Consider the following 25,103-nt stretch of genomic DNA (forward strand, 5'->3'; position numbering starts at 1 on the left):
TTTCTAAAATACTATATGAAATGGGATTATTGAGCAGAATGTATTTATTGCAGTTTATATTACTAATTGTTACGACATCAATGAATTTTTCTCCGGTGTGGGGACAAGAATTGATTGATCATGAACAAACTTTGAAAGAAATAATTAAAGTGAATGATTATTTTATGGAAAAATACAGTGATTGTAAAGCACCATCGAATGTGGGGCGGGAAAGGCCAAGTAATATATGGACAAGAGGTGTGTACTATGAAGGATTGATGGCTTTGTATTCTATATTGCCTCAAGAAAAAATATACGATTATGCCTATCTGTGGTCCGAATTTCATAACTGGGGATATCGAAACGGAGCAAGCACAAGAAATGCAGACAATTATTGTGCCGGTCAAACTTATATCGATTTGTACCGACTGTCTAAAGAGCCTAAACAAATTAGAAAGGTAAAAGCAAACTTAGACATGTTGGTAAATACGCCGCAAAATGATGATTGGACATGGATAGATGCTATTCAGATGGGAATGCCGGTTTTTGCGAAGTATGGTGTCACAATGAATGACACGAAATATTTTGATAAAATGTGGGATATGTATGCCTGCAGCAGAAATGATATTGGAGGTGGTCTTTATAACAAAGAAGATGGTTTATGGTGGCGCGATGCCGATTTTGTTCCTCCTTATAAAGAACCAAACGGTGAAGATTGTTATTGGTCAAGAGGCAACGGATGGGTATATGCTGCTTTGGTAAGAGTATTAAGCGAAATACCGAAAGACGAAAAGCATTATAAGGATTATGTGAATGATTTTATGTCCATGACAAAGGCATTGGTAAAATGTCAGAGAAAAGATGGATTTTGGAATGCGAGTTTACACGATCCTAAAAATTACGGTGGAAAAGAGGTGACCGGTACTTCTTTATTTGTATATGGTATGGCATGGGGAATCAATAACGGATTCTTGTCAAAGGAAAAATACATGCCTGTTGTTGCAAAAGCCTGGAATGCTGTTGTGAAGGATGCCATTCATGAAAATGGATTTTTAGGTTATGTGCAGGGAACTGGAAAAGAACCTAAAGACGGTCAGCCGGTAACCTATGATAGTATGCCTGATTTTGAAGATTATGGTATTGGTTGTTTTTTATTAGGTGGAGTAGAAGTATATAAATTACAAGAATCAAAATAATATTTTTTTTAATGAGTTTTAGAAATATAAACAGAAAGGTTTCCGCTTGCTTGATTGCTGCCACTTTAATCATTGTATTTTTTTCGTGCACTGAAAAAGACTCCCAGTTTAAGATTATGGATCCTTTAAGCAAAGCTGATAATGGTTTTGTTACTTTTACAAATGTTCCGGATGGAAATTACAAAGTACATGTGAGAGTAGGATCTGAAAATAGTGCAGGACATACCGTAATCAGAGGGGAATCCAGAAGACTGTTTTTTGACGGAATATCCACAGGAAAAGGAGAAATCAAAGATGTTTATTTCCATATCAATAAAAGAGATACGATTATAACAGAGGGAAGAAATGTTAAAATCAAAAAAAGAGAAAAGAGCAAATTAAATTGGGATAGCAACTTGACTTTTGAATTTAACGGCGAGTCTCCTCAGGTGGTTTCTATTGAAATAACACCTTCAGATTCTGCTCTTACTGTTTTTTTATGTGGAGATTCAACTGTTGTTGATCAGGAAAACGAACCTTGGTGTTCCTGGGGACAAATCATTCCTTGTTTTTTTAATGATGATGTTTGTTTTGCTAATTATGCTGAATCCGGAGAAACTACAAGTGGTTTTATTGCCAGACGAAGGTTGGAGAAATTGTTAACGCTGATTAAACCGGGAGATTACATATTTGTAGAGTTTGGACATAATGATCAGAAGGAAAGAGGAGAGGGGAAAGGAGCCTATCTGAATTTTACCGATCGATTAAAAGATTTTATTGTTGCAGCTCGGGAAAAAGGAGCAAATCCTGTTTTTGTTACCCCAACGCAACGCAGAAGTTTTAACGGGGAAGGGAAAATTGTTGACACTCATGGGGATTATCCGGATGCGATGAGAAAACTGGCTGCCGAAGAAAATGTTTCTTTGATTGATCTTCATTCCTATACACGCACTCTTTATGAAGCCATGGGGGTAGAAAATTCAGTGAATGCATTTGTTCACTATCCGACCAATACGTTTCCAAATCAGGAGACGCCTTTGAAAGATAATACTCACTTTAATCCTTTTGGTGCTAATCAAATTGCGAAATGTGTTGTTTATGGAATGAAACAAATTCATTTGCCTTTGGTACAGTATTTAAGAGATGATGTAAAGGATTTTAACCCCGCTGCACCTGACGATTTCAAGAATTTTAAATGGTATCCAACACCTTTTGCTGAAATTCAAAAACCAGACGGAAACTAAACAATTTATGATGTCGAAAAAAACATTCGCCTTTTTACTGGCTTTTTTATGTTTGGGTTTTGTAAAAGCTCAAAATCCGGATTGGTCTCTAATTACACCAGAATTAGCAGGAACGCTGCGAATTGGAGTTGTCACTCAAGGTACAAGTAAGTGGTTTTCCGAGTTTAAAAGCATAAAGCTGAAATCATCCGAAAAGGAAATAAAATACATTTTGAAGGACGAGATATTGGCGAAGGGTGCTATTGAATTTTTAATTCGTCCTTTGGCTGACAGCAAAGGGGCTGTAATGAAACTATGTGGTGAAAATCTCCCTAAAGATTTACAACTGATATGGACATATGGAGGAGCTTCAAACAATAAGGTGGATATTGAAATGTGGAAGCCTGTGATTTTACCAAAGGATTGTTATCAGAATGTTTTTAGTATTGAGGGGAATTCATTTACTCTTTATTATGGAAACAGCCGTAAGCTTAAAATTCTGGAAGGATTAACACCTGCTGGAGGGACATTGAGATTGGCAGATGCGAATCAACAGGCGAATCCAATTCAATTGTTGAAATCCGGAAAGAAAACTGTGGCGCAAGTGTTGACTGCTGATCTTAAAATGGTGGATGAACAGAATTACTATTTTTGCTTCTACTTTCTGAATCCTACGGCCGACTACAATTATTTTATGCTTCCAAAGCTTTTTGAAGAAGGAAGTTACAGGGTAAATAAAGAAACAGAATGGATGAAATCGACACCAGATTAAAAACAAAAAAATATGCGACAATTATTCCTGCTTATAGCATTACTATACGGTATCTCTTTAAAGGCCGAAACTTATAATATTAAAGATTTTGGAGCTAAGGGAGATGGTGTTACCATTGATTCTCCCGCTATTAACAGCGCTATTGAAGAGGCGGTTCAAAATGGAGGAGGAACAATTTATATTCCTGCCGGAACATATGCCTGCTATTCCATTCGTTTAAAAAGTAATATTACTATTCAAATTGAATCTGGTGCTACAGTTTTAGCGGCTTTCCCTTCCGAAAAGGAAGGTTATGATATTGCTGAACCAAATCCGGATAATCCTTTTCAGGACTTTGGACACAGCCACTGGGAAAATTCCTTATTTTGGGCTGTTAATGAGCACGATATAACGATCTGCGGTAATGGATTAATTAATGGGCAAGGCTTAACAAGAGAAGAAAGCCGATTACCGGGAGTGGGCAACAAAGCGCTGTCATTTAAGGAGTGTCATAACATTACCGTGAAGGATGCAGCGATGCTAAACTGCGGTCATTTTGCCATTTTAGCAACAGGAGTAGATAATTTGCACGTACTCAATCTTAAAGTAGATACGAACCGCGATGGTTTTGATATTGATTGCTGTAAAAACGTACGTATTTCCGATTGCAGTGTAAATTGTCCATGGGACGATGCCATTGTTCTAAAATCGAGTTATGCTTTGGGATATTTTAAAGATACAGAGAATGTAACCATAAATGGTTGTTTTGTTTCTGGTTACGACAAAGGATCTGTATTGACGGCGAAGTGGGAAACCGACGAGGCTGTAGCACCTGATCACGGGTCAAATACCGGACGTATTAAATTAGGAACTGAGTCAAGTGGAGGCTTTAAAAATATTGCCATCACCAATTGTATTTTCGAACGAAGCAGAGGTTTGGCCATTGAAGCTGTTGACGGAGGTTGGCTCGAAGATGTGGTGGTTTCGAATATTACCATGCGCAATGTGGGCAATTCGCCGTTTTTCATTCGCTTGGGAGCACGTCAGCGCAGTCCGAAAGGCACTCCCGTAGGAAAACTACGAAGAGTTCAAATCAGTAATGTGAATGTGTTTAATGCTGATTCGCAATTTTCAAACATCATAAGTGGTGTGCCTGGTCACCAGGTTGAAGAGGTTTCTTTTTCAAATATCAATGTTCATTTTAAAGGAGGTTATACTGCAGAAGATGGAAAAATTGTACCTCCCGAAAGCGAGAAAACATATCCTGAACCATGGATGTTTGGAACAATTCCAGCCTCAGGTTTTTATGTGAGACATGCTAAAAATATATTTTTCGAGAATATCAGATTTTATTTTGAGCAAAAGGATGCACGTCCCTTATTTGTGTTGGATGATGTAGAAAATTGCGATGTTGATCGCGTAAGAGTAGATGGAAAATTGGTAGAAAAACCATTCGAAGCTCACTAAAAATGATATTTCGATAATCGTAAACACCATTGCAGCCCTTTGGTAAGCAGTTGCAATATAATTTGATACAACATGTTTAATTCATTAGGTTCGTTTGCAGATAAAATTCTGGTTCTAATTCTTTGTGGTGTACTGCAATCCTGTTGTACAAAAACACCTTCCCAAATAGTAAAAGGACCAAATTATGCTCCATCTATTCAAAAGGAAAATTTAGGGAGAGGATTAGTTGCCATTTATCAGGGAAATGGAATTGCAGCGGTAAGCTGGAGATTTCTTCCAAAAGATAAAGCCGAAACACAGTTTGATGTTTATCGCATCAATAAGAATGAAAAAGAGCGTAAGCTCAATGCAACTCCAATAGCTGCAAGTACCTTTATTAAAGATAGCTTAGCAAATACAAAAACATCAACAACCTATGTTTTAAAAGATGCTAAAACACATCATGTGCTGGCTTCTTATGTACTTACTCCGCAAATGGCCGATCATCCATACTTATCAATTCCAATACAAGCATTTCCTGGCGACAGTTTATGGCAATACAGTCCCAATGATGCAACTGTGGCCGATTTGGATGGAGACGGAGAATTGGACATTGTACTAAAACGTGAAAATAGCGGTCATGATAATTCGCACAACGGTGTGTGTAACGGAGGCCCGTTGCTCGAAGCTTACAAGCTTGACGGGACTTTTTTATGGCGCGTTAATTTGGGAATTAATATCAGACAAGGTGCTCATTATACACAAATGATGGCATACGATTTTGATGGGGATGGAAAGGCTGAGATTGCAGTTAAAACCGCTGAAGGAACTCAATTTGGAGATGGTCAGGTAATTGGTGACGTAAATAAGGATGGAGTAAGTGATTATGTAGATAGAGATCCTTCGTCCCGGACTTATGGCAAAATAATTACCGGACCCGAATTTTTTTCTGTAATAGAAGGGGCAACTGGCAAAGAATTGGCAAGAGCGAATTACATTTCGAGAGGAGCTCCTGATGAGTTTGGTGACATTACCGGTAATCGGGTAGATCGTTTTTTAGGAGGAGTGGGGTTTTTTGACGGAATGCGTCCGAGTATTCTAATATGCAGAGGCTATTACGAAAAAACAGTACTGGAAGCCTGGGATTACAGAGATGGGAAGCTAACGCAGCGCTGGCATTTTAGCACAACCGATAACAATGGCGAATACAAAAGTTTCGAAGGACAAGGAAATCATCAATTAAGTATTGGTGATGTAAATGGAGACGGGAAAGATGAAATTACCTATGGTGCTTGTTTGATTAATGCAGATGGAACAGGTGGTTACAATACACAGTTGGGGCATGGCGATGCCTTGCACTTAACGGATATTGATATTGAACGACCGGGACTGGAAATTTGGGATTGTCATGAACATGTTCCGACTAAGGCCGGATCGGAATTACGTGATGCCTGTACAGGTGAGTATATTTGGGGCATTCCATCTTTCGAAGATGTTGGAAGAGCTATGGCTGCTGATATCGATCCGCGATTTAAAGGCTGCGAATTATGGACAACTCATTCAGGAGGAGTATATACTGCCAATGGAAAATTTATTACCGCAAACACTCCGTCAATTAATATGGGCATTTGGTGGGATGGTGATTTAAACCGTGAATTGTTGGATGGATCGAGTGTTACTGGCCGCGAATTTGTTGGTATCACAAAATGGACTGGTGATGGTGTAATAAATTTACCGATCCCGTTTAGTGAAGACTTAACCGCCAATAACTGGACGAAAGGGAACCCTTGCCTGCAAGCTGACTTGGTGGGAGATTGGCGTGAAGAAATTTTGGTTCGAACAAAAGATAACAAAGAACTTCGCTTGTACATGACCAATTACAGTACTTCTTATCGTTTTAACACCTTGCTGAGTGATCATATCTACCGGCTTAGCGTGGCTGATCAAAACATTAGCTACAACCAACCTACACAGCCAGGTTTCTATTTGGGATCTGATTTAGGGAAATTTTGGAACAATGAATACCGGCTTCAAAGAGGAGCACATTCTAAATCGGGTAAAGCCAAGGATGGAAAAGCCAATGGCATGAATACCCGTTACCAAGAAGCTCAAAGAATTATTCTTGATACAATTGCGTGTTCGCAGGAAACTTACACATTAGATGCCGGCTACGATTACGATAAGTATATTTGGACAGTAAACGGGGCAGAGATAAAATCAGACAGGTCGCTTACTCTTAAGTCGAAAGATTATTCAGCAGATCAACCAATTAAAGTTAAGCTGCAGGTTCTTTATAAAGGATGTGTATTTGCGGATGATGTTGTTGTAATATTTGCTAAGAAGAATAAGTCGTTTTAAAACCGTTTTATTAATGTTAAAACAGACAGTATTATTCTATTCAGAAGAAATGTAAATTTTAAAAATAAGACTTAATGATATTGGTTAAAAATATGTTACGATTGTGTTTGTTGATTTTTATATTATTTGCAAATCATATAGCAGCAAAGGCAAAAGATCCAATTCGAAAGAAATATAATTTTAATTCAGAATGGCTTCTTATGATTGGTAATACAACAAAAGCTAGTCTGCCCGATTTTAATGACTCAAACTGGAAGAAAGTAACCCTACCCTATGCATGGAATCAGGATGAAGCATTTAAAATTTCCATCCATGAATTATCAACCGGAATAGCTTGGTATCGTAAACATTTTAAGTTACCAAAATCAGACAAAGACAAAAAAGTATTTATCGAGTTTGAAGGGGTGCGTCAGGGAGCCGATTTTTATGTGAATGGAAAACATGTTGGTTTTCATGAAAATGGTGTGATGGCAGTTGGTTTCGATATTTCGGAATACCTCTATTTTGGGAATAAAGACAATGTAATTGCTGTGAGAACAGATAATGATTGGAAATATAAAGAAAGATTATCAGGTTTCCCATATCAGTGGAATAATGATAATTTTAATGCCAATTATGGGGGAATTCCAAAGAATGTTTATTTGCATGTAACTAATAAAGTATATCAAACACTGCCTGTATATTCTAATTTGGAGACTACGGGTACTTATGTTTATGCCAGCAAAATTAATGTTAAAAAGAAATCTGTTTTATTAAATGTTGAAACACAAGTGAAAAATGAATTGGACAAAAGTCAGAAAGTTCAATTGAAAATTGAAATTAAAGATGTAAATGGAATAGTTGTAGGAGAGTTTGCAGGAGAAGAGTCCTTAATTAGATCAAATGCTGTTGCAATTTTAAAATCGTCATCTCCTCTTACTAATGTTGAGTTTTGGAGCTGGGGTTATGGGTATTTGTACGATGTAAAAACCTCTTTACTTATAAATAAAAAAGTCGTTGATGAAGTTGTGATTCGCACAGGTTTTAGAAAAACAGTTTTTAAAGACGGTATGTTTTATTTAAACGATCGAGTATTACAGCTGAAAGGTTATGCTCAACGTACAAGTAATGAATGGCCTGCTATTGGGATGTCATGTCCACCATGGATGAGTGATTTTTCTAACCGATTAATGGTAGAGAGTAATGGAAATTTGGTTCGTTGGATGCATGTGACTCCTTGGAAACAAGATGTTGAAAGTTGCGATCGTGTGGGTTTAATACAAGCTATGCCAGCTGGTGATGCTGAAAAAGATATCGATGACCGACGATGGGGGCAACGAGTTGAATTAATGAGAGATGCCATTATTTATAATCGGAATAATCCAAGCATTGTATTCTATGAAGGAGGTAATGAATCAATTAGTGAAGAGCACATGACTGAATTAAAGTCCATTCGTGATAAATATGATCCTTTTGGAGGACGTGCCATTGGAGGACGTGAAATGCTTGATAGTAAGGTGGCTGAGTATGGAGGGGAAATGCTATACATTAACAAGAGTGGCGATATTCCTATGTGGGCTATGGAATATTCTCGCGACGAAGGTTTACGAAAATATTGGGATGACTACTCTTATCCATATCATAAAAATGGCGATGGTCCGTTGTATAAGAATAAAGATGCCAGCGATTATAATCGAAATCAGGACTCACATGCTATTGAGGATGTGATACGTTGGTTTGATTATTATGAAATGCGTCCAGGAACAGGAACACGTGTAAGTTCTGGAGGAGTTAATATCGTTTTTTCTGATACTCAAACTCATTTCAGAGGAGCTGAAAATTACCGAAGAAGTGGGGAAGTGGATGCAATGCGTATTCCCAAAGATGGCTTTTGGGCGCATCAAGTGATGTGGGATGGATGGGTAGATGTAGAAGAGCAGCGGACTCACATTATTGGACATTGGAATTATAATGATACTATATGTAAACCAATATATGTGGTCTCTTCAGGCAATAAAGTTCAATTATTTGTCAATGGTAAATCCAAAGGATTTGGAAAACAGAGCCATCAGTTTCTTTTTGTATTTGATAGCATAAATTGGGAGTCTGGGATTATAAAAGCTATTTCGTATAATGAGGATAATGTGCAGGTGAGTTCTGATTCGATAGAAACAGTTGGTGTACCGAAATCGATACGTCTTACTAAACATGTAAATCCTGCAGGCATGAAAGCAAACGGTACTGATATTGCCCTAATAGATATAGAAGTAGTTGATTTAAATGGGAAAAGATGTCCGCTGGCTAATAATTTAATAAATTTTCATTTGGATGGAGAAGCCACTTGGTTGGGCGGAATTGCCCAAGGTTCCAATAATTACATCCTATCTGAAGTATTACCTGTTGAGTGTGGTATAAACAGAGTTATGGTTCGATCGACTACAAAAGCAGGCATTATTAATTTAGTTGCAACAAGTGAAAATTTAGAATCAGGTTCAGTTAGTTTGCAAACAGAACCTTTTGAGCTTGTGGATGGTTTGACTAAAGAATTACCCTCAGATGGTTTGGGTGTTTATTTAGAGCGAGGAGCTACTCCTGATACTCCTTCATATTCAGTTTCGCGGGTTGAAAATCTCATTGAAAGTGCACAAGCGGGAGCCAATTCAGATGAAGCTATATACAGTTTTGACGATAATGAATTAAGCGAGTGGGGAAACGATGGTCAATTATCTGCAGGTTGGATTACTTATAAGCTATCAAAACCGGCTGTAATTGATGAGTGCGTTATTAAATTAACCGGCTGGAGAATGAGGCAGTATCCCATTCGAATTTTGGTAGATGGACATGAAGTATTTTGTGATACCACACAGCGAAGCCTTGGATATGTTACATTGCCATTGAAGAAAATGAAAGGAAGCGAAGTGACAATTCAATTAATTGGCACAAGCAAAGAAGAAGATGCCTTTGGTCAAATTATAGAAATTACCGGGCAAAAAGAATTGGATTTGTATAAAGATCCCAATGCTTATAAGTCACAAGGGCAGTTAAGAATTGTTGAAGTTGGTTTTTTCACATTACTTGATTTACCCTAAGTATTTGGCTGGGATCGCACACAGAATGTTTTGTGGCGTTTGGATCATGGAGAATTGGATGGTTTGCATCCCCGGACTGTAATCATTCATATAGGTACGAATAATACCAGTCAGACATCTAATGCCCGGGCAAATACGGCTGATGAAATTGTAGAGGAGATAGTGGCCGGATACTCACGTGTTCGATCTAAAGTTCCAGGAGCTAAAATCATCTTAATGTCTGTTTTTCCAAGGGAAGAAAAACCTGATCATCCGAGACGACAGCTAATTAATAAAATCAATATCAAATTGGAGCAGTTTGCACGGAAAAACAACATTAAACTAGTGGATATTGGTCCGCGATTAGTAACGCAGGAGGGAATTCTGACAAGAGTAATAGCTGGAGATTATTGTCATCCGACCGAGAAAGGATATCAAATTTGGGCAGATACGATAAAATCGATACTTGAAAAGGAATAACAATCTTTTTGTTTTAAAAGGAAAAAGGTAAGGGGCTTTATGGCCCCTTACTTGTAGAATTTATTTTGCAGTTTTAACAACGTATGCTTTAAATTTTTCAAAGGTTCCCATTTTTTTATCTTTTTCAATAGTGGAGGTTACCCAAGAGCTTAAATATTTTGTTGGTTTTGAGATGTAAAGTTGTTGTTTTCCATCATCTTTTCTGTCCAGATAATCATCTGGATTAATCATTATTGCAGCTCCAACTTGAATTTTCTCTGCAGCTACATCTTCAGGATGATAACCCCATGCAATCATATAATTATCGGCTTTTTCAACTTTTTGTCCTTTGTGGTAGTTAATTCCGGTAACAAACTGAACATCCTCATCTGTTAAAGCAAAAGCTTCCACTCTCATTTCCCGAATTCCGGTGTAAGCGGTTACACGAACCAATACATCTATCTTTTTTCCTTTATATGGAACATCTTTTGATAACATTTCCATTTGAGAATAAGTGGCTTCCTTTTTAACGGTGGCGATACGATTCGAAACAGGAGCTAAAAGCACTACATTTTCTCCATCCCAAAGGCGAACACCTCCAAGTCCAACTGTAGATCCTACTTTATAATAATCAGCACCCAGACCTTTTTTCTGTTCTTTTTCGGAAGGATACCATTTGGCATTCTTTAATTCGAGACCTTTTTTTTGTTTGTTGTAAACATCAATCGAAGTAGCTTTATTATTAAAATACAAGCGAATTGCCAACCATTCATTTTCAACAGCAGGTCCGTGATGTCCTATTGTTTTGTATAAGTCACCGGATTCTTCCTGAATCATATTGGTGTAAACAGAGTCGCTTCTAAGAAATAAGCTGGCATCGGTAAGGTTTTGTCCTATTACAGAACAGCTGATCATTGCAAATAATACAATGGATAAGATTGTTGATTTCATATGATTATAATTTGTTTTTGATTTGCCATATGGAACTTACCATATAATCATCTCCCTGTTTGTAGAAAGCTTTATACATGGACGTTTCATATGTTTATAATTTTAAGTTTTTGTCATATGGAACTTACCATATAATCATCTCCCTGTGTGTAGAAAGCTTTATACATGGACGTTTCATATGATTATAATTTGTTTTTGATTTGCCATATAGCCTGTCCCGAACTTGTTTCGGGAGAACTTACCATGCTGAAATAATCATCTCCCTGTGTGTCAAAATCGATTTGGCATGGACGTTTCATATGAAATTATGTTGTGATTAAAAAAATACATTTTAATAAAATTGAATCAATTTTTTAATAAAAGATCCTAAATTATGAGCTACTAAAATTACTAATTATTTTTGGTGCTGCCTTGGAACTACTAATATAAAAAGAGCATCAAAATAACATTATCAAGCATATTTTGCTGGCTCAATACTAAGTGTGTTTATGCTCAGTTATTATTCTAAAACTAACTTTTAGCACTTCCATTTTTAATATAAACAGAAGGAGATACCCCAAATTGTTGTTTAAAACATTTACTAAAATAAAAAGGATTACTACTTCCTACTTTATAGGCTACTTCCGACACATTAAGTTTAGTGGTAGTTAATAATTTTGCAGCTTCTTTCATTCGAATAACTCTGATGTAATCATTAGGTGTAAAACCGGTTAGACCTTTTACCTTTTTGTAAAATATGGTTCTCCCCATCGACATTTTCTCGTGAAATTCATTAATAGAAAAATCAGTATTAGAAATGTTTTGTTTTATGATCAAATTCAGTTCTTTTATAAATTTATTGTCCTTATTAACAGTAAAATTGGGTAAGGAGCTTACGCCAGGTTCCATGGCGTATTTTTGTTGCAAGGTATGTCTTTGTTCTAATAATTTCACCATACGCATGATCAAATACTGAGAACTAAAAGGTTTCGTGATATAGGCATCAGCTCCAGCTGTAATTCCCTTAAGTTGGTAAGGAGAACTAACATAAGCTGTTAACATCACAATGGGAATATGACAGGTTTGAAAATCGGATTTTATTCGTTTAATAACTTGAAAACCATCCATCTTAGGCATCATCGCGTCGCAAATAATTAATTGAGGATTCACCAGACTACATTTATTTATTCCATCAAGACCGTTTACAGCAACAATTACTTTAAAATATTGTTGCAAAAAGTCATTTAAATAATCGGAAACATCAGGATCATCTTCAATCACTAATACTTTAAAATTCTTATACCGCTCTAATTCTTTTTCTGACAAAGTAGTTAAGGGATTGCTTTCCAATTCTATTATTTCAGGATTGGTTGGCAGCAAAACCTGTTGCTGATGACGGATTACTTTTGTTTCGGTATTAGTAAGAATAGGTATAGAGGCAATAAAAGTTGCTCCTCCACCGGGAGTTTCGGTGTATTGAATGCTGCCATTATGTAGTTTTATTATTTCGTAGGATAAATTTAAACCGATACCAATGCCAGGTTCGGATGGTGAAATCTGTTTAAATCGTGTAAACAACAATCCTTGTTCTTTTTTTGGTACTCCTTTGCCGTTATCCGAAACACTAATGCAAAGGGTATTTATTTCTTGATTAATATTGAGAAGGAAGCTTATTTTCCCTTTTCTGTTAACAAATTTAAATGCATTGGATAATAAGTTGTAGGCTACTTTTTCCATTTTCTCTTTATCCAATTGCATAACAAATGAGGGAAGATTGGATGCAAAATCAAAAGACAATATTTTTCTTTCGGCCAGTTCTTCAAAGGTGGAAAAAATATCTTCAAAAAAAGCGACAACTTCGGTTGGTTCGCATTCAAGTTTAGCCTGCTCGTTCTGTATCTTCCTGTATTCAAGAAATTGGTTGGTCAGTCTTAATAGTCTTCTTGAGCTTTTATCGAGGAAAAGCAAGTGTTTTTTGATATTTTCCGCCATATCTTTTTGTGCCATTAAATTTTCAATTGTGCTTCGAATAATGGTTAAAGGCGTACGAAATTCATGCGAAATATTTGTAATGAACCGAATTTTATATTCGCTTAATTGATGTTCGAATTGAATGGCGGCATTCAAATGATATATTTTTCTGTTTATTTTGAGAGCAATTGCACCAATAACAATCACCAAAATAAAATAGAGTATGATGGCTTTAGTTGAACGCCAGATGGGTTGTTCGATGGTAATTAAAAGTTCTGTTTCATTTTCACCCCACGTCCCCATGTGGTTACTTCCTTTTACCCTAAATGTATATGTACCAGGTGGTATATTTCGGTAGGTTGCCTGGTTGTGTTGTGTTGATGGGTTCCATTGTGTTTCAAAACCATCTAATATATAGGTGTATCTGTTCGTATTCTGATAATTTAATATCGCAAATTGAATGGTAAAAGAATGTTGATTGTGCTTAAGATTGATTTCTTTGGTTGAAGATATGGATTGGGATAAGGGAGATATTTTACCTTCAGGTAACATTTTAGTTCCGTTAATAAAAAGTTCGGTAAGAATAATTGGTTCTGAATTTGAATGATTTTTAATACTGTCGGGCTGAATGGTATAAAAACCATCATAACTGCCCAAATAGATTGCTCCGTTTTTGTTTTTGCAAATGGCCGATTCACAAAATAGGTCTCCTTCCCATTTGGATGACAAAGAATAATTTTCGAAATGATTTTCTTGAGGAAAGAATAATGAAATACCACTTTCGGTACTAATCCACAGGTTTTGGTTTTCATCTTCCTGAATCCCTTGTATGATATCATTTACGAGTCCTTGCTTTGTTGTAAAATGCTCAAAATGCAAATGTTTATTTTCTCTTTTGATGATTTTATTTAAGCCACCTCCTGATGTGCCGATCCATAAGGTGCCTTTGCTGTCTTCAAATATTGTTTTTACTTCATTATTACTCAGTGAAGCATCATCTCTGTTGTTAAACTGATAATGACTAAATTTTGATTTATCTTGTAGTATGGAATCAGGATCAAAGGTAAGTAAGCCGTTATTTCCACCCAGCCACATTTGACCGTTTTTATCCTGAATAATGGTTCGGATTCTGGTTTGTTTCTTTCTTAACTCCGGAAAATCGATTAGTTCCAATGTGCCATTGTGCTCTTTGGCTAAAAGAAGGCCAAATCCAAATGTTCCCAGCCACATTCTTCCTTTAGAGTCTTTGCAGACAGCATATATTTTATCTGCTTGCAGATCTAAATTAATAAGCTCTTTCTTGTAAGTCTTATAGCTTGTAAAGCAGTTATTATCAAATATTAATAACCCATTTCCTTTTGTTCCGATCCATTTATTTCTTTTGGTATCTGCTGCAAGGATATAAGGCATTCCGCCTTTAATCTGATGTTTGGCTATCAACGAAAAAAATTTGTCGTAGATATATAATTGTCCGCTTTTGGTGCCCAGCCAAACATTCTCTTTTTCATCTTCATAAATCAGCCTCACTATATTGTCCTCATCACTTGATGATTTGTGCCCGGGATAAAATGATTGGTATTTGTTTTCAATTAAATTTATTTTTGATATCCCGGCATATTCTGTTCCTAACCAGATATTTCCACTGCGGTCTTCAGTTATGGATAGTAAAAAATTTGTCCGAAGTCCATCAAACTCATTTTTATGATGTTTTAAATGAAATATTTCATTGTTTTTTTGTTGAATAACGAACAAACCGTTTCCATAGGTTGATATCCAAATCATATCTTTTGAATCGTGATAAATTGAATAACGCTCCATGTCAATATTGGAAATAATGGATGGTGGTATTAATTCAAAGGACTTAAAGCTATGTTGCTCAGAATTGTATTGCCAAATAACACCGCTTTTGTTATAAACCCAGATATGATTTTTGTTATCCATTTGAGTATAGGCATTTTTAAGCGATTGACCTTTAAAAAGTGAATTTGCCAAGTGAATTTGTAACGTTTGCGTATTCAAAACATAGCTTTCTTCATGGGTGGTGATAAGTATGTTGTTTAAGGAAAGAAGTGCTGTGTTGTGCAGCGAACTATGAATAGGAAAGTGAAGCTTTACCTCATTGGTAATTTTATGCGATTCTTTATCTATTTTGTACATTTTGTTGTTATCGGTAAAAACATAAACAAAAGCACCATTTTCAATGATGGAATGAAAATTGGAATTTTCAATGAGTAGCTTCAATTGCTTGTCTTTAAAGCAGAATAGTTTGTTATGTGTCCCAATCCATATTTCTCCGGATTTCACTTCTGAAATAAAATTAACCGTACCAGAGCCTAATGAATTATTTCCAAAAGACTCTGATTCCAGTCCTTTTGGGGTGTGAGTAAGCTTGAGGCAATCGTTTTTATTTCCCCAAAGCCAAACATCTCCTGATTGAGCAAAGTAAATATTTGCATATTGATTATTTGCAGAATTAAGGCTAATAAAGCTTTCTGATTGAGGATTATAGCAATTTATATGATCTATATTGGTTTGGATCCATAAATACCCAAATTTGTCTTCGCGAATGTTTTTTATTCTGCTGTCGGATAATGTGGTGGTTTGTCCATAGCTCGGCTGAAGAGCCGTAAACTCATCTCCATCGTACTTATTTAAACCATTTAATGATCCAAACCATAAAAATCCTTGTTTATCCTGCAGAATGCAACTAATGGTGTTTTGTGATAAACCATCTTTAGTGGTTAAGTTTTGTATTCTGAAAGATTTTTCAGCACTTACATTTAGATAGATAAATAAAAAGCAACTAAGAAAAAAATACTTAATGTTCATTTGTTTTCATTTTTGGCTAAATCTTCAATTTATACGCTTCCGGTAAACGTATGATCTCTTATTCGTTTTTATTGATACGAGTTGGATTCCAGTTTATAAAGTTCAAGAGAAAGGTTTGTATCGTAACAAACGGAATGTAAATATTGCATTTACAAATAGGTTCTATAAAACGATTATAAAAAAATAATTGGATTGAATGAGTATTCGCTGATTGATATTTATATAGGCTTGTAAAAATAGTCATGTTTTGGGTTTAAGCTAATCTGTTGATGCAAAAAATACACATACTTATCATTATTTTGATGGAGATACTTCCGTAGATTCATTCTATCCACCCTGCTTTTTATGTTTTGTTTGTTCTTAATCATTCATGTACAATAGTGAATGTATTGTTTTGTAAGTTGCATGTATGTAGACTATTGTGCTTTTGTGTACGGGTTGAGATGTACAATATTGTAGTGATTTGGACAATAGTGTATTTGATACGAATACTCGTGACCGTAGTTTTAGCGGATATAAATAACAGATAATTTTTTATCCACTAAAAAATAAGTTTATAAAATAGTATTTCTATGAAAAAGCACACAAACAAAACACGTATCGTGAAACGGTGGTTGGTTTTAATTATCATCTTGTATGGATTTAGTTTTAATGCCATCTCTCAAATTACTGTTTCCGGAAACGTTACAGACGGAGTTACTACCATACCGGGCGTGACTATTATTGAAGAGGGGACGTCAAACGGAACTCTTTCTGATATTGATGGTAATTATTCCATAACGGTTGCTGGTAAAAATTCAAAAATTACTTTTTCATTTGTTGGCTTAATTACACAAACGATTGTAGTTAATGATGCCACCACCATTAATATTCAATTAAAAGAAGAGATTTCAGAATTGGATGAAGTCGTTGTTATTGGTTACGGAACGGCTAGAAAAAAAGATTTAACCGGTGCTGTAAGTTCTGTGGGAGGGAAGGAGCTTGTTCAGGTTCCGGTAACTACTGCAGCGCAAGCCATTACAGGAAAAATAGCTGGGGTGAGTGTGATTACTCAAAGTGGTGCTCCCGGAGCAGATATAAATATTGTTGTACGAGGAGGTACGTCTATTACTCAAGGCTCTTCTCCATTATATATTGTGGATGGTTTCCAAATGGATGATGGTTTAAAAAATATCGATATTAATGATATTGAATCGATTGATGTAATGAAGGATGCTTCTGCAACAGCGATATACGGAGCAAGAGGTTCGAATGGAGTAGTTATTATTACCACCAAATCTGGTAAAAAAGGAAAAACAGAAGTTAATTACAATGCTTACGTTAGTTTTGAAAAGCTGGGTTCCGAGTTAAATCTGTTGAATACACAAGAATATGTTGAGTATCAATATGAGTTTCAAACATTAAACGGACAAATTAATAACTGGGCTAATGTTTATGGAGGCGATATCTCCAATAGTAATTTTTATACCGGTGCTTACGACCGCATTCAAAGTCAATATGGTTCTGTCCCTGGTATCAATTGGCAGGATGTTGTTTTTGGTGGTACTGCAAAAATGACAAATCACAATCTGAACATTACCGGTAGTGGCGAAAAAACCCAATATATGTTGAGTTACAATTATACGGGTCAGGATGGTTTGGTTGATAAATCAGGTTATACCCGAAATGGAATAAGGGCTAAAATCAACCACGAGTTACGAAAAGGAATTAACCTTACATTTAGTTCAAGCTTTTTAGGAACAAAATTAGAAGGAGGAGGTTCTTTAGGAGGTTTATTGAAAATGTCAATTTTGCAGCCTGTAACTGGAGGTGTATTGTATACCGATGATCAATTAATTAATACAGATATTAGTGATGAAATGCAGGATATTGATTCTCAATACGACATTTACAATCCTTTAATTACAAATGATGCGGTTACCAAGACAAAGTATACGCGCTTGTATACCACCAATGCCTCATTGGATATTGACATTAATAAGAATATTAAATTCAGAACAGCAGGTAGTTATTTGTGGCAGCAGGTAAGATCCGAATCTTGGGATGACGGACGTACAAAATCAGCCCAAAACAATAAAGGACCTTATGGGAATAGGGACAACAGCGAAAAATATAGTTGGCAGGTTACCAACACTCTAACATGGAAAGGAGAAACAGGTGCTCACAAATTCAATGTGTTATTGGGACAGGAAACATACTATTCCGAGTCGATGGATTTAAAAAACACGTACTATGAATTTCCTGAAAATAACTTTGGATTAAATGATGTCAGCATGGCTGGTCAGGTATATTCATATTCATCCGGGAAAAGTTCAAATGGACTTGTGTCAGCTTTTAGCCGGTTAAACTACAATTTTGATGAAAGGTATTTAGTAACCGCAACAATTCGAGGAGATGGTTCTTCTAAATTTTCAAAAGGGAAACAATGGGGATATTTCCCATCCGTATCCGCAGCATGGCGGGTTTCAGAAGAGTCTTTTATGAGTAATATGGATGTGCTTAACAATTTAAAATTGCGCATCGGTTATGGAACTACCGGTAATTGCAATATTAGCAATAATATGTATGCTACCGATTATCAGTCTGGTTTTTATGCCGTTGACAACAAGCAGGTTGTAAGTTTAAAGCCCGGAAATACAGTAGGGAATCCAAATTTAAAATGGGAAACCACAAAATCTACAAATATTGGTCTGGATGTTTCATTTTTTAATAGCAGAGTAAATTTAACTGCAGAGTTCTATAATAACAAGTCAAATGATCTTCTGATAAAAAATAAAATACCAACATCAACAGGTTATAGTTATCAATATCAAAATATTGGATCAATTCGAAACAGAGGATATGAGTTTGTGCTAAATACGACTAATATTAAGAATGATAATTTTAAATGGACTACCGATTTCAATATTTCATTTAATAAATCAAAAGTATTGGCAATATACGGTGATGATAAGGATGATTATTTTAAGCAAAATTATGACTCTCGTATTGATTTTCTAATAGAAGTTGGTAAACCCTTAGGTCAGTTCTATGGTTATCAGTATGATGGTGTATATACTACAGATGACTTTTCTCAAAATTCAGATGGATCTTATTCTTTAAATGATGGTGTACCTAGTTTGAAGGGAAAAATAAGAAGTTCAATAAAACCTGGAGATGTAAAATATAAAACTACAGAAGGCAATACGGATGATGATGGAAACCCTGTTTGGTCTACAGATGATAGAAAAGTAATTGGTAATGCTGAGCCTCTTTTTACTGGAGGTATAGTAAATACCTTTAAATACAAAGGGTTTGATTTTTCAGCATTTATGAGTTTCTCCTACGGAAATGATGTGTTTAATATGAATTCGCAGCGATTCATCGGTCCTTATCTGCCAAATCAAAATTCATTATCTGTTATGGCAGACCGCTTTGTATTGGTGGATCCTACAACAGGAAAAGAAACAACAAATTTGCAGCAATTGGCAGGACTTAATCCTCAGCAGCACAATAGCGATGCTATGTGGAGTTTAAACTCAAGTAATAAAATAGCCATCACCGATGCATTGGATTATTATATTGAAGATGGATCCTTTTTGCGGATAAACAACATTACATTGGGATATACCTTACCCACCAAGATCCTAAAACGAATGAAAGTGAATAGCCTTAGGTTTTATTGCACTTTAAATAATGTTCATACGTTCACGAAATACTCAGGATACGATCCTGAAGTATCTGCTACTTCGAATTTGTTAACAAGAGGTATTGATAATTCTGCTTACCCAAGAGCAAAAAGTTGTGTTTTGGGTTTAAATCTTACTTTCTAATCATATGAAAGGTCCATGTATAAAGCTTTCTACACACAGGGAGATGATTATATGGTAAGTTCTCCCGAAACAAGTTCGGGACAGGCTATATGACAAAAACTTAAAATTATAAACATATGAAACGTCCATGCCAAAGCAATTTTGACACACAAGGAGATGATTATTTCAGCATGGTAAGTTCTCCCGAAACAAGTTCGGGACAGGCTATATGGCAAATGAAAACAAATTATAATCATATGAAACGACCATATCAAAGTGATTTTAACACACAGGGGAATGATTATTCCAGCATGGTTAGTTCTCCCGAAACAAGTTTGGGACAGGCTATATGGCAAATCAAAACAAATTATAAACAGATGAAAAAAATAAATATAAGTTATATAATGATTCTTTTGTTGCTGAGTTTTACACTTAGTTCCTGCGAAGACTGGTTAGATATGCCTTCGGAATCGAAATTCGATAGTAGTTCAGTTTTTGAATCTGTCAGCAGAGCTGAAATGGCGGTTTTAGCCTGTTATCCAAATACTTTTAACCGTGAATTGTATTACCAATTGGGTATGGGTACCGACGAGTGCATATCAAGTGAAGGTGATACCAATTCAAAAAATCAAATTGGAAACTACGTTTACACCACCTCAAACATTCCTTCATCAACATATACAGCCTTATATGCAGGTATTGAATATGCTAATGTTTGTATAAAGAAGCTTACAGCGATGCGAGAGGGGAGCTCTGTTGCCGATCAAAAAAATATTGATTATTTGTTGGGTGAAGTATATGCCATACGAGGTATGAATCTTATGAATATTGTTAGATTTTTTGGTGATGTGCCATATCCAACAAAACCTGTTGAAGATATGGATACGTTTACCTCATCAAGAGTAAGCCGCGATACTATTATGGACGGAGTTATTTCGGATCTTCAAAAAGCAGCAGAATTACTTCCCTGGAAAAGCCAGGGTGTATATCCAACCCCTGAACGATTTTCAAAAAATGCAGCTTATGGTATACTGGCCAGAGCCGCTTTATATGGGGCAGGATATTCATTAAGATGGGATCTGGAATCGTATTCTTCAGGATCGGTTACTTTGGCTCAAAGAGCTGATGTAGAAAGAATTAATGAGCTTTATAAGATAGCTTCCGAAGCTTGTTATGAAGTTATTCAAAAAGGGGAAAATGAATTGGAGAATAACTATGCAGATGTTTTTCGGGACTTAGTTAATGGCCGGTATAACTCTGAATCTTTGCTTGAAATAGGTCAATATGGATCTAACGTGAATGGATATTCTATAGGTTATACGAATGGTATTTATTCTCATCCTAATAGCATGTATTCAAAGGTAAAACCAGCTATGCATGCTATTCCCACCTACTGGTTCGATTTTAACGATGGGGATACCAGAAGAGATGTAACGATTTGCAATTATGATATTAATTCAGATGATGAGCGTAAACTAAGTACATATGCGGGATGTACCATAGGCAAATTTAGGGTAGACTGGAAAGCTGAGATTGGTGTTGCGGTGAATAAGCGTGATATTAATTGGCCTATGTTACGTTATGCAGATGTTTTGTTAATGTATGCTGAAGCAGAAAATGAGTTGCATAGTTCACCTGGAACTGAAGCTGAAAAAGCCTTAAAGGCTGTACGTATGAGAGCATTTAACAATGATGAGTCTAAAATTGGTGATATTCCCTCTACTTACAATGAATTTAAAAAAGCGATTATAAATGAGCGAAAACTAGAATTAGGATTTGAAAGTTTAAGAAGAACGGATCTGATTCGCTGGGGTATTCTTTTTGAAACATTAACAGAAACGAAGCAAAATTTAATAAAATTAGCTAACCATACAGGATCTTATCATGATGCTGACATGTATAGAGCATATAATTCTATTAAAGCAACAGAATTTGAAGATCCACTTGTTGCCGTAAATTATTTGAGTTATAAAAATGAATTATCTGATACTGAAATAGCAGATTTGAAAACCCAGGGATATACCGTACTTGACATGTTTGGAAATGATGATTTATCCAATTCAAAAACTTTAAATGCAGATGAAATATGGATTGAATCTCTATTTAGAGGATTAGAAAAAAATAAAGTAGAACTATTACCATTAAATCAAAATATGATTGATGTGAATTCAGGATTAGAGGGGCAGCAACATCCTCTTTATTAATGATAATTGGTTCTTGTTTTTAAATTACCTGATATAAAATTAGTTTAGGAAAATAACAAAATTACCATTGCTGGGCAATCAGCGCCTGGCAGTGGTATTTGTCTTAAATAGTTTTTGGTTAAAACAATATTGACAATGGGTTGTTGGTTATTTGTAAATTATTGATAATTAATGTTTTGAGTGGATTGTGTGCTGTTGGTTAAAATACCAATTACTAATAAGAGTGTTATTTCTTCTTCTGTTATGAAACGTCCATGTATAAAGCTTTCTACACACAGGGAGATGATTATATGGTAAGTTCTCCCGAAACAAGTTCGGGACAGGCTATATGGCAAAAACATACAGTTATAATCATATGAAAATCATTTTCCAGTATAAGCCTGATTATTTAAGAAATGCAGTAAAATCAACCATTTAGATCTGCAGTATGAGCCCGTACAATATTCCATAGATTTGTACAATCCTTCATACGATGCATTATCTTCATGTCTTAGATTTGAGTTTCCATATCTATATCAAAATCAAAGTCTGTTTTTTTAGTAAATGACGAAAATTAAATCCATAAATAATATAGAATTTATCCTATTATGAAACGTCCATGCCAAAACATTTTTTGACACACAGGGAGATGATTATTCCCGGCATGGTAAGTTCTCCCGAAACAAGTTCGGGACAGGCTATATGGCAACTGAAAAACAAATAATAAACATATGAAACGTCCATGTATAAAGCTTTCTACACACAGGGAGATGATTATTTCAGCATGGTAAGTTCCATATGGCAAATGAAAACAAATTATAATCATATGAAACAATTCTTACTAATTGGAATAGCCTGTTTGGCCTTATTCGCCTGTCAAAACAAAGTGCCTGAAAAAATAAACAGGTACGAATTAGTAACGCGAAATAATCCGGTCGTAACCAAAATTGACGAATTAAGTTCTTTATCGGTTGGGAATGGAAATTTTGCTTTTACGGCAGATGCCACAGGATTGCAAACTTTTCCAACCAACTATAAAAAAGGTGTTCCTTTAGGAACTCAGTCACAATGGGGATGGCATAGTTTTCTTAATCCCAATAATTATAAGCCGGAAGAAGCTTTAAAAACCTACAATTTTAGAGGAAAAGATGAGTTGTATGCTGTGCAAAGTAAAACTCCGGGAAGAGCGCATGATGCAGCCAACTGGTTTAGGAAAAATCCGCATCGTTTGCATTTAGGCTATATAGGATTGGAATTAAGTCATCAAGATGGGAGTGCGGTTAATTCTGATGATATCACTGATATTCATCAGGAATTGAAATTGTGGGATGGTTTACTGCTTAGTCAATTTAAATTGGATTCTGATTCTGTTTTGGTGAAGACAGCATGTCATCCATCTATAGACGAAGTGCAGGCACAAATATCATCAGCACTTATTGGCAAGGCTCAGTTAAAAATCAATTTTAAATTTCCTTACCCAACAGGAAACCATTCGGATGATGCCAGCAATTGCGATGTACCCGAAAAACACAAAACGGAGGTCGTTTCTCAAGGTGATGGATTTTGTCTGTTGAAACGAACATTGGATAATGACTGTTATTTTGTGAAAATTAAATGGGAAGGAAAGGCGCAGATGGATGAAAAAGCTCCTCATTATTTTGTTTTATCGCCAGGCAGTAATCAATTTTCTTTTACCTGTGCCTATTCGAAAGAGAAACCTGATGATAATACAGATACTTTAGACAATGTTCTTGCGAAATCATCGGAATATTGGCAATCATTTTGGAAAAATGGTGGTGCCATTGATTTTTCGAAATGTACCGATAAACGAGCGAGCGAATTGGAACGACGCGTAATTTTATCTCAATATTTAATGGCGATACAATGTGCCGGATCCATTCCTCCACAGGAAACAGGTTTAACCTACAACAGTTGGTTCGGTAAATTTCATTTGGAAATGCATTGGTGGCATGCTGTTCAATTTGCATTATGGAACCGTACTGATTTATTGGAGAGAAGTCTGGATTGGTATTCTACAGCTTATCCTGTTGCAAAATCCATAGCCGAACGACAAGGCTTTGATGGTGTTCGCTGGATGAAAATGACCGATCCTTCGGCCACCGAAGCACCTTCTTCGGTAGGTTCGTTTTTAATTTGGCAGCAACCTCATTTTATTTACATGAGCGAGCTGGTATACCGCAGTCATCCTTCGAAAGAAGTCCTTACCAAGTACAAAGATCTGGTGAATGCAACAGCTGAATTTATGGCGTCGTTTGCCACTTATGATGAGACGGGAGACAGGTATGTTCTGAAAGGAATTATTCCTGCACAGGAATCATTAAGGGCTGCAGAAACTATTAATCCGCCATTCGAGTTGTCTTATTGGCATTATGCCTTGTCAGTTGCCCAAAATTGGCGCGAACGATTAGGCGAAAAAAGAAATGAAAAATGGGATGATATAATCAATAAATTATCGCCGTTAGCCGAAAAGGATGGTTTGTATCTGGCAGCAGAAGATGCTCTGGATACTTACCAAGATATCCGTTTTACTTCCGATCATCCAGCCGTATTGGGTGCTTTGGGGATTTTGCCTCAATGTAAATTGGCAAGACCGGATGATATGAAAAACACCCTTAATTGGATTTTACAAAACTGGAATTGGGACAAAACATGGGGATGGGATTATCCAATGACAGCAATGTGCGCGGCCAGATTGGGTGAACCTGAAAAAGCAGTGGAAGCTTTATTAATGGACAAACGAACCAACACTTATTTAATCAATGGTCATAATTATCAGGATGATCGTTTAAGGGTTTATCTGCCTGGTAATGGTGGTTTGTTAACTGCTGTTTCCATGATGTGTGCAGGATGGGATAACAATACGATTGGCACTCCCGGATTTCCTAAGGATGGAACCTGGAATGTGGTATGGGAGGATTTGGCTGTAATGCCTTAATCAGG

General features: G+C 36.1%; 11 protein-coding genes and 1 pseudogene. 10 read left to right on the forward strand and 2 right to left on the reverse strand.

Annotated features, from left to right (window positions below):
• The first annotated feature begins 20 nt into the window (after positions 1-20).
• The 7 genes and pseudogenes from ACHZAX_RS04680 to ACHZAX_RS04710 all read left to right on the forward strand — a co-directional run.
• On the forward strand, positions 21-1,175 hold the full coding sequence (locus tag ACHZAX_RS04680; protein ID WP_320018212.1) for a glycoside hydrolase family 88/105 protein: 1,155 nt from the start codon (positions 21-23) through the stop codon (positions 1,173-1,175).
• Between the two features lie 11 nt (positions 1,176-1,186).
• The gene (locus tag ACHZAX_RS04685; RefSeq protein WP_320018213.1) at positions 1,187-2,398 is read left to right on the forward strand and encodes a rhamnogalacturonan acetylesterase; all 1,212 of its coding nucleotides are present in this window, start codon (positions 1,187-1,189) and stop codon (positions 2,396-2,398) included.
• A gap of 10 nt (positions 2,399-2,408) precedes the next feature.
• Positions 2,409-3,149 (forward strand): DUF4450 domain-containing protein, encoded by a 741-nt coding sequence (locus ACHZAX_RS04690; protein ID WP_320018214.1) that lies wholly within the window; start codon positions 2,409-2,411, stop codon positions 3,147-3,149.
• Positions 3,150-3,161: 12 nt separating this feature from the next.
• The gene (locus tag ACHZAX_RS04695) at positions 3,162-4,595 is read left to right on the forward strand and encodes a rhamnogalacturonidase (protein ID WP_320018215.1); all 1,434 of its coding nucleotides are present in this window, start codon (positions 3,162-3,164) and stop codon (positions 4,593-4,595) included.
• Between the two features lie 72 nt (positions 4,596-4,667).
• Positions 4,668-6,932 (forward strand): rhamnogalacturonan lyase, encoded by a 2,265-nt coding sequence (locus ACHZAX_RS04700; protein WP_320018216.1) that lies wholly within the window; start codon positions 4,668-4,670, stop codon positions 6,930-6,932.
• A 74-nt stretch (positions 6,933-7,006) separates the two neighbouring features.
• Positions 7,007-10,000, forward strand: coding sequence for a glycoside hydrolase family 2 protein (locus ACHZAX_RS04705; protein ID WP_320018217.1), 2,994 nt, complete (start codon positions 7,007-7,009; stop codon positions 9,998-10,000).
• 18 nt (positions 10,001-10,018) lie between these two features.
• Positions 10,019-10,459: pseudogene (locus ACHZAX_RS04710) on the forward strand (GDSL-type esterase/lipase family protein); the annotation flags it as partial.
• 60 nt (positions 10,460-10,519) lie between these two features.
• Here the strand turns inward: ACHZAX_RS04710 and ACHZAX_RS04715 are convergent.
• Both ACHZAX_RS04715 and ACHZAX_RS04720 read right to left on the reverse strand, forming a co-directional pair.
• Entirely contained in the window at positions 10,520-11,389 is an 870-nt protein-coding gene (locus tag ACHZAX_RS04715; RefSeq protein ID WP_320018218.1) for a DUF4861 family protein, read from the reverse strand.
• 510 nt (positions 11,390-11,899) lie between these two features.
• The gene (locus ACHZAX_RS04720) at positions 11,900-16,168 is read right to left on the reverse strand and encodes a hybrid sensor histidine kinase/response regulator (RefSeq protein ID WP_320018219.1); all 4,269 of its coding nucleotides are present in this window, start codon (positions 16,166-16,168) and stop codon (positions 11,900-11,902) included.
• Between the two features lie 572 nt (positions 16,169-16,740).
• On the opposite strand from ACHZAX_RS04720, the gene ACHZAX_RS04725 reads away from it, so the two are divergent.
• The 3 genes from ACHZAX_RS04725 (at position 16,741) to ACHZAX_RS04735 (ending at position 25,098) form a co-directional block, all read left to right on the forward strand.
• Positions 16,741-19,980 carry a SusC/RagA family TonB-linked outer membrane protein gene (locus tag ACHZAX_RS04725; protein ID WP_320018220.1) on the forward strand — a complete coding sequence of 1,080 codons (3,240 nt, stop codon included), beginning with the start codon at positions 16,741-16,743 and terminating at the stop codon, positions 19,978-19,980.
• Between the two features lie 116 nt (positions 19,981-20,096).
• Complete coding sequence (locus tag ACHZAX_RS04730; RefSeq protein WP_320018221.1) at positions 20,097-22,163, forward strand: RagB/SusD family nutrient uptake outer membrane protein; 2,067 nt, start codon at positions 20,097-20,099, stop codon at positions 22,161-22,163.
• Between the two features lie 805 nt (positions 22,164-22,968).
• Complete coding sequence (locus ACHZAX_RS04735; RefSeq protein WP_320018222.1) at positions 22,969-25,098, forward strand: hypothetical protein; 2,130 nt, start codon at positions 22,969-22,971, stop codon at positions 25,096-25,098.
• The last annotated feature ends 5 nt before the right edge of the window (positions 25,099-25,103 follow it).

The organism is Labilibaculum manganireducens, assembly GCF_963665805.2.
Taxonomy (GTDB): domain Bacteria; phylum Bacteroidota; class Bacteroidia; order Bacteroidales; family Marinifilaceae; genus Labilibaculum; species Labilibaculum manganireducens.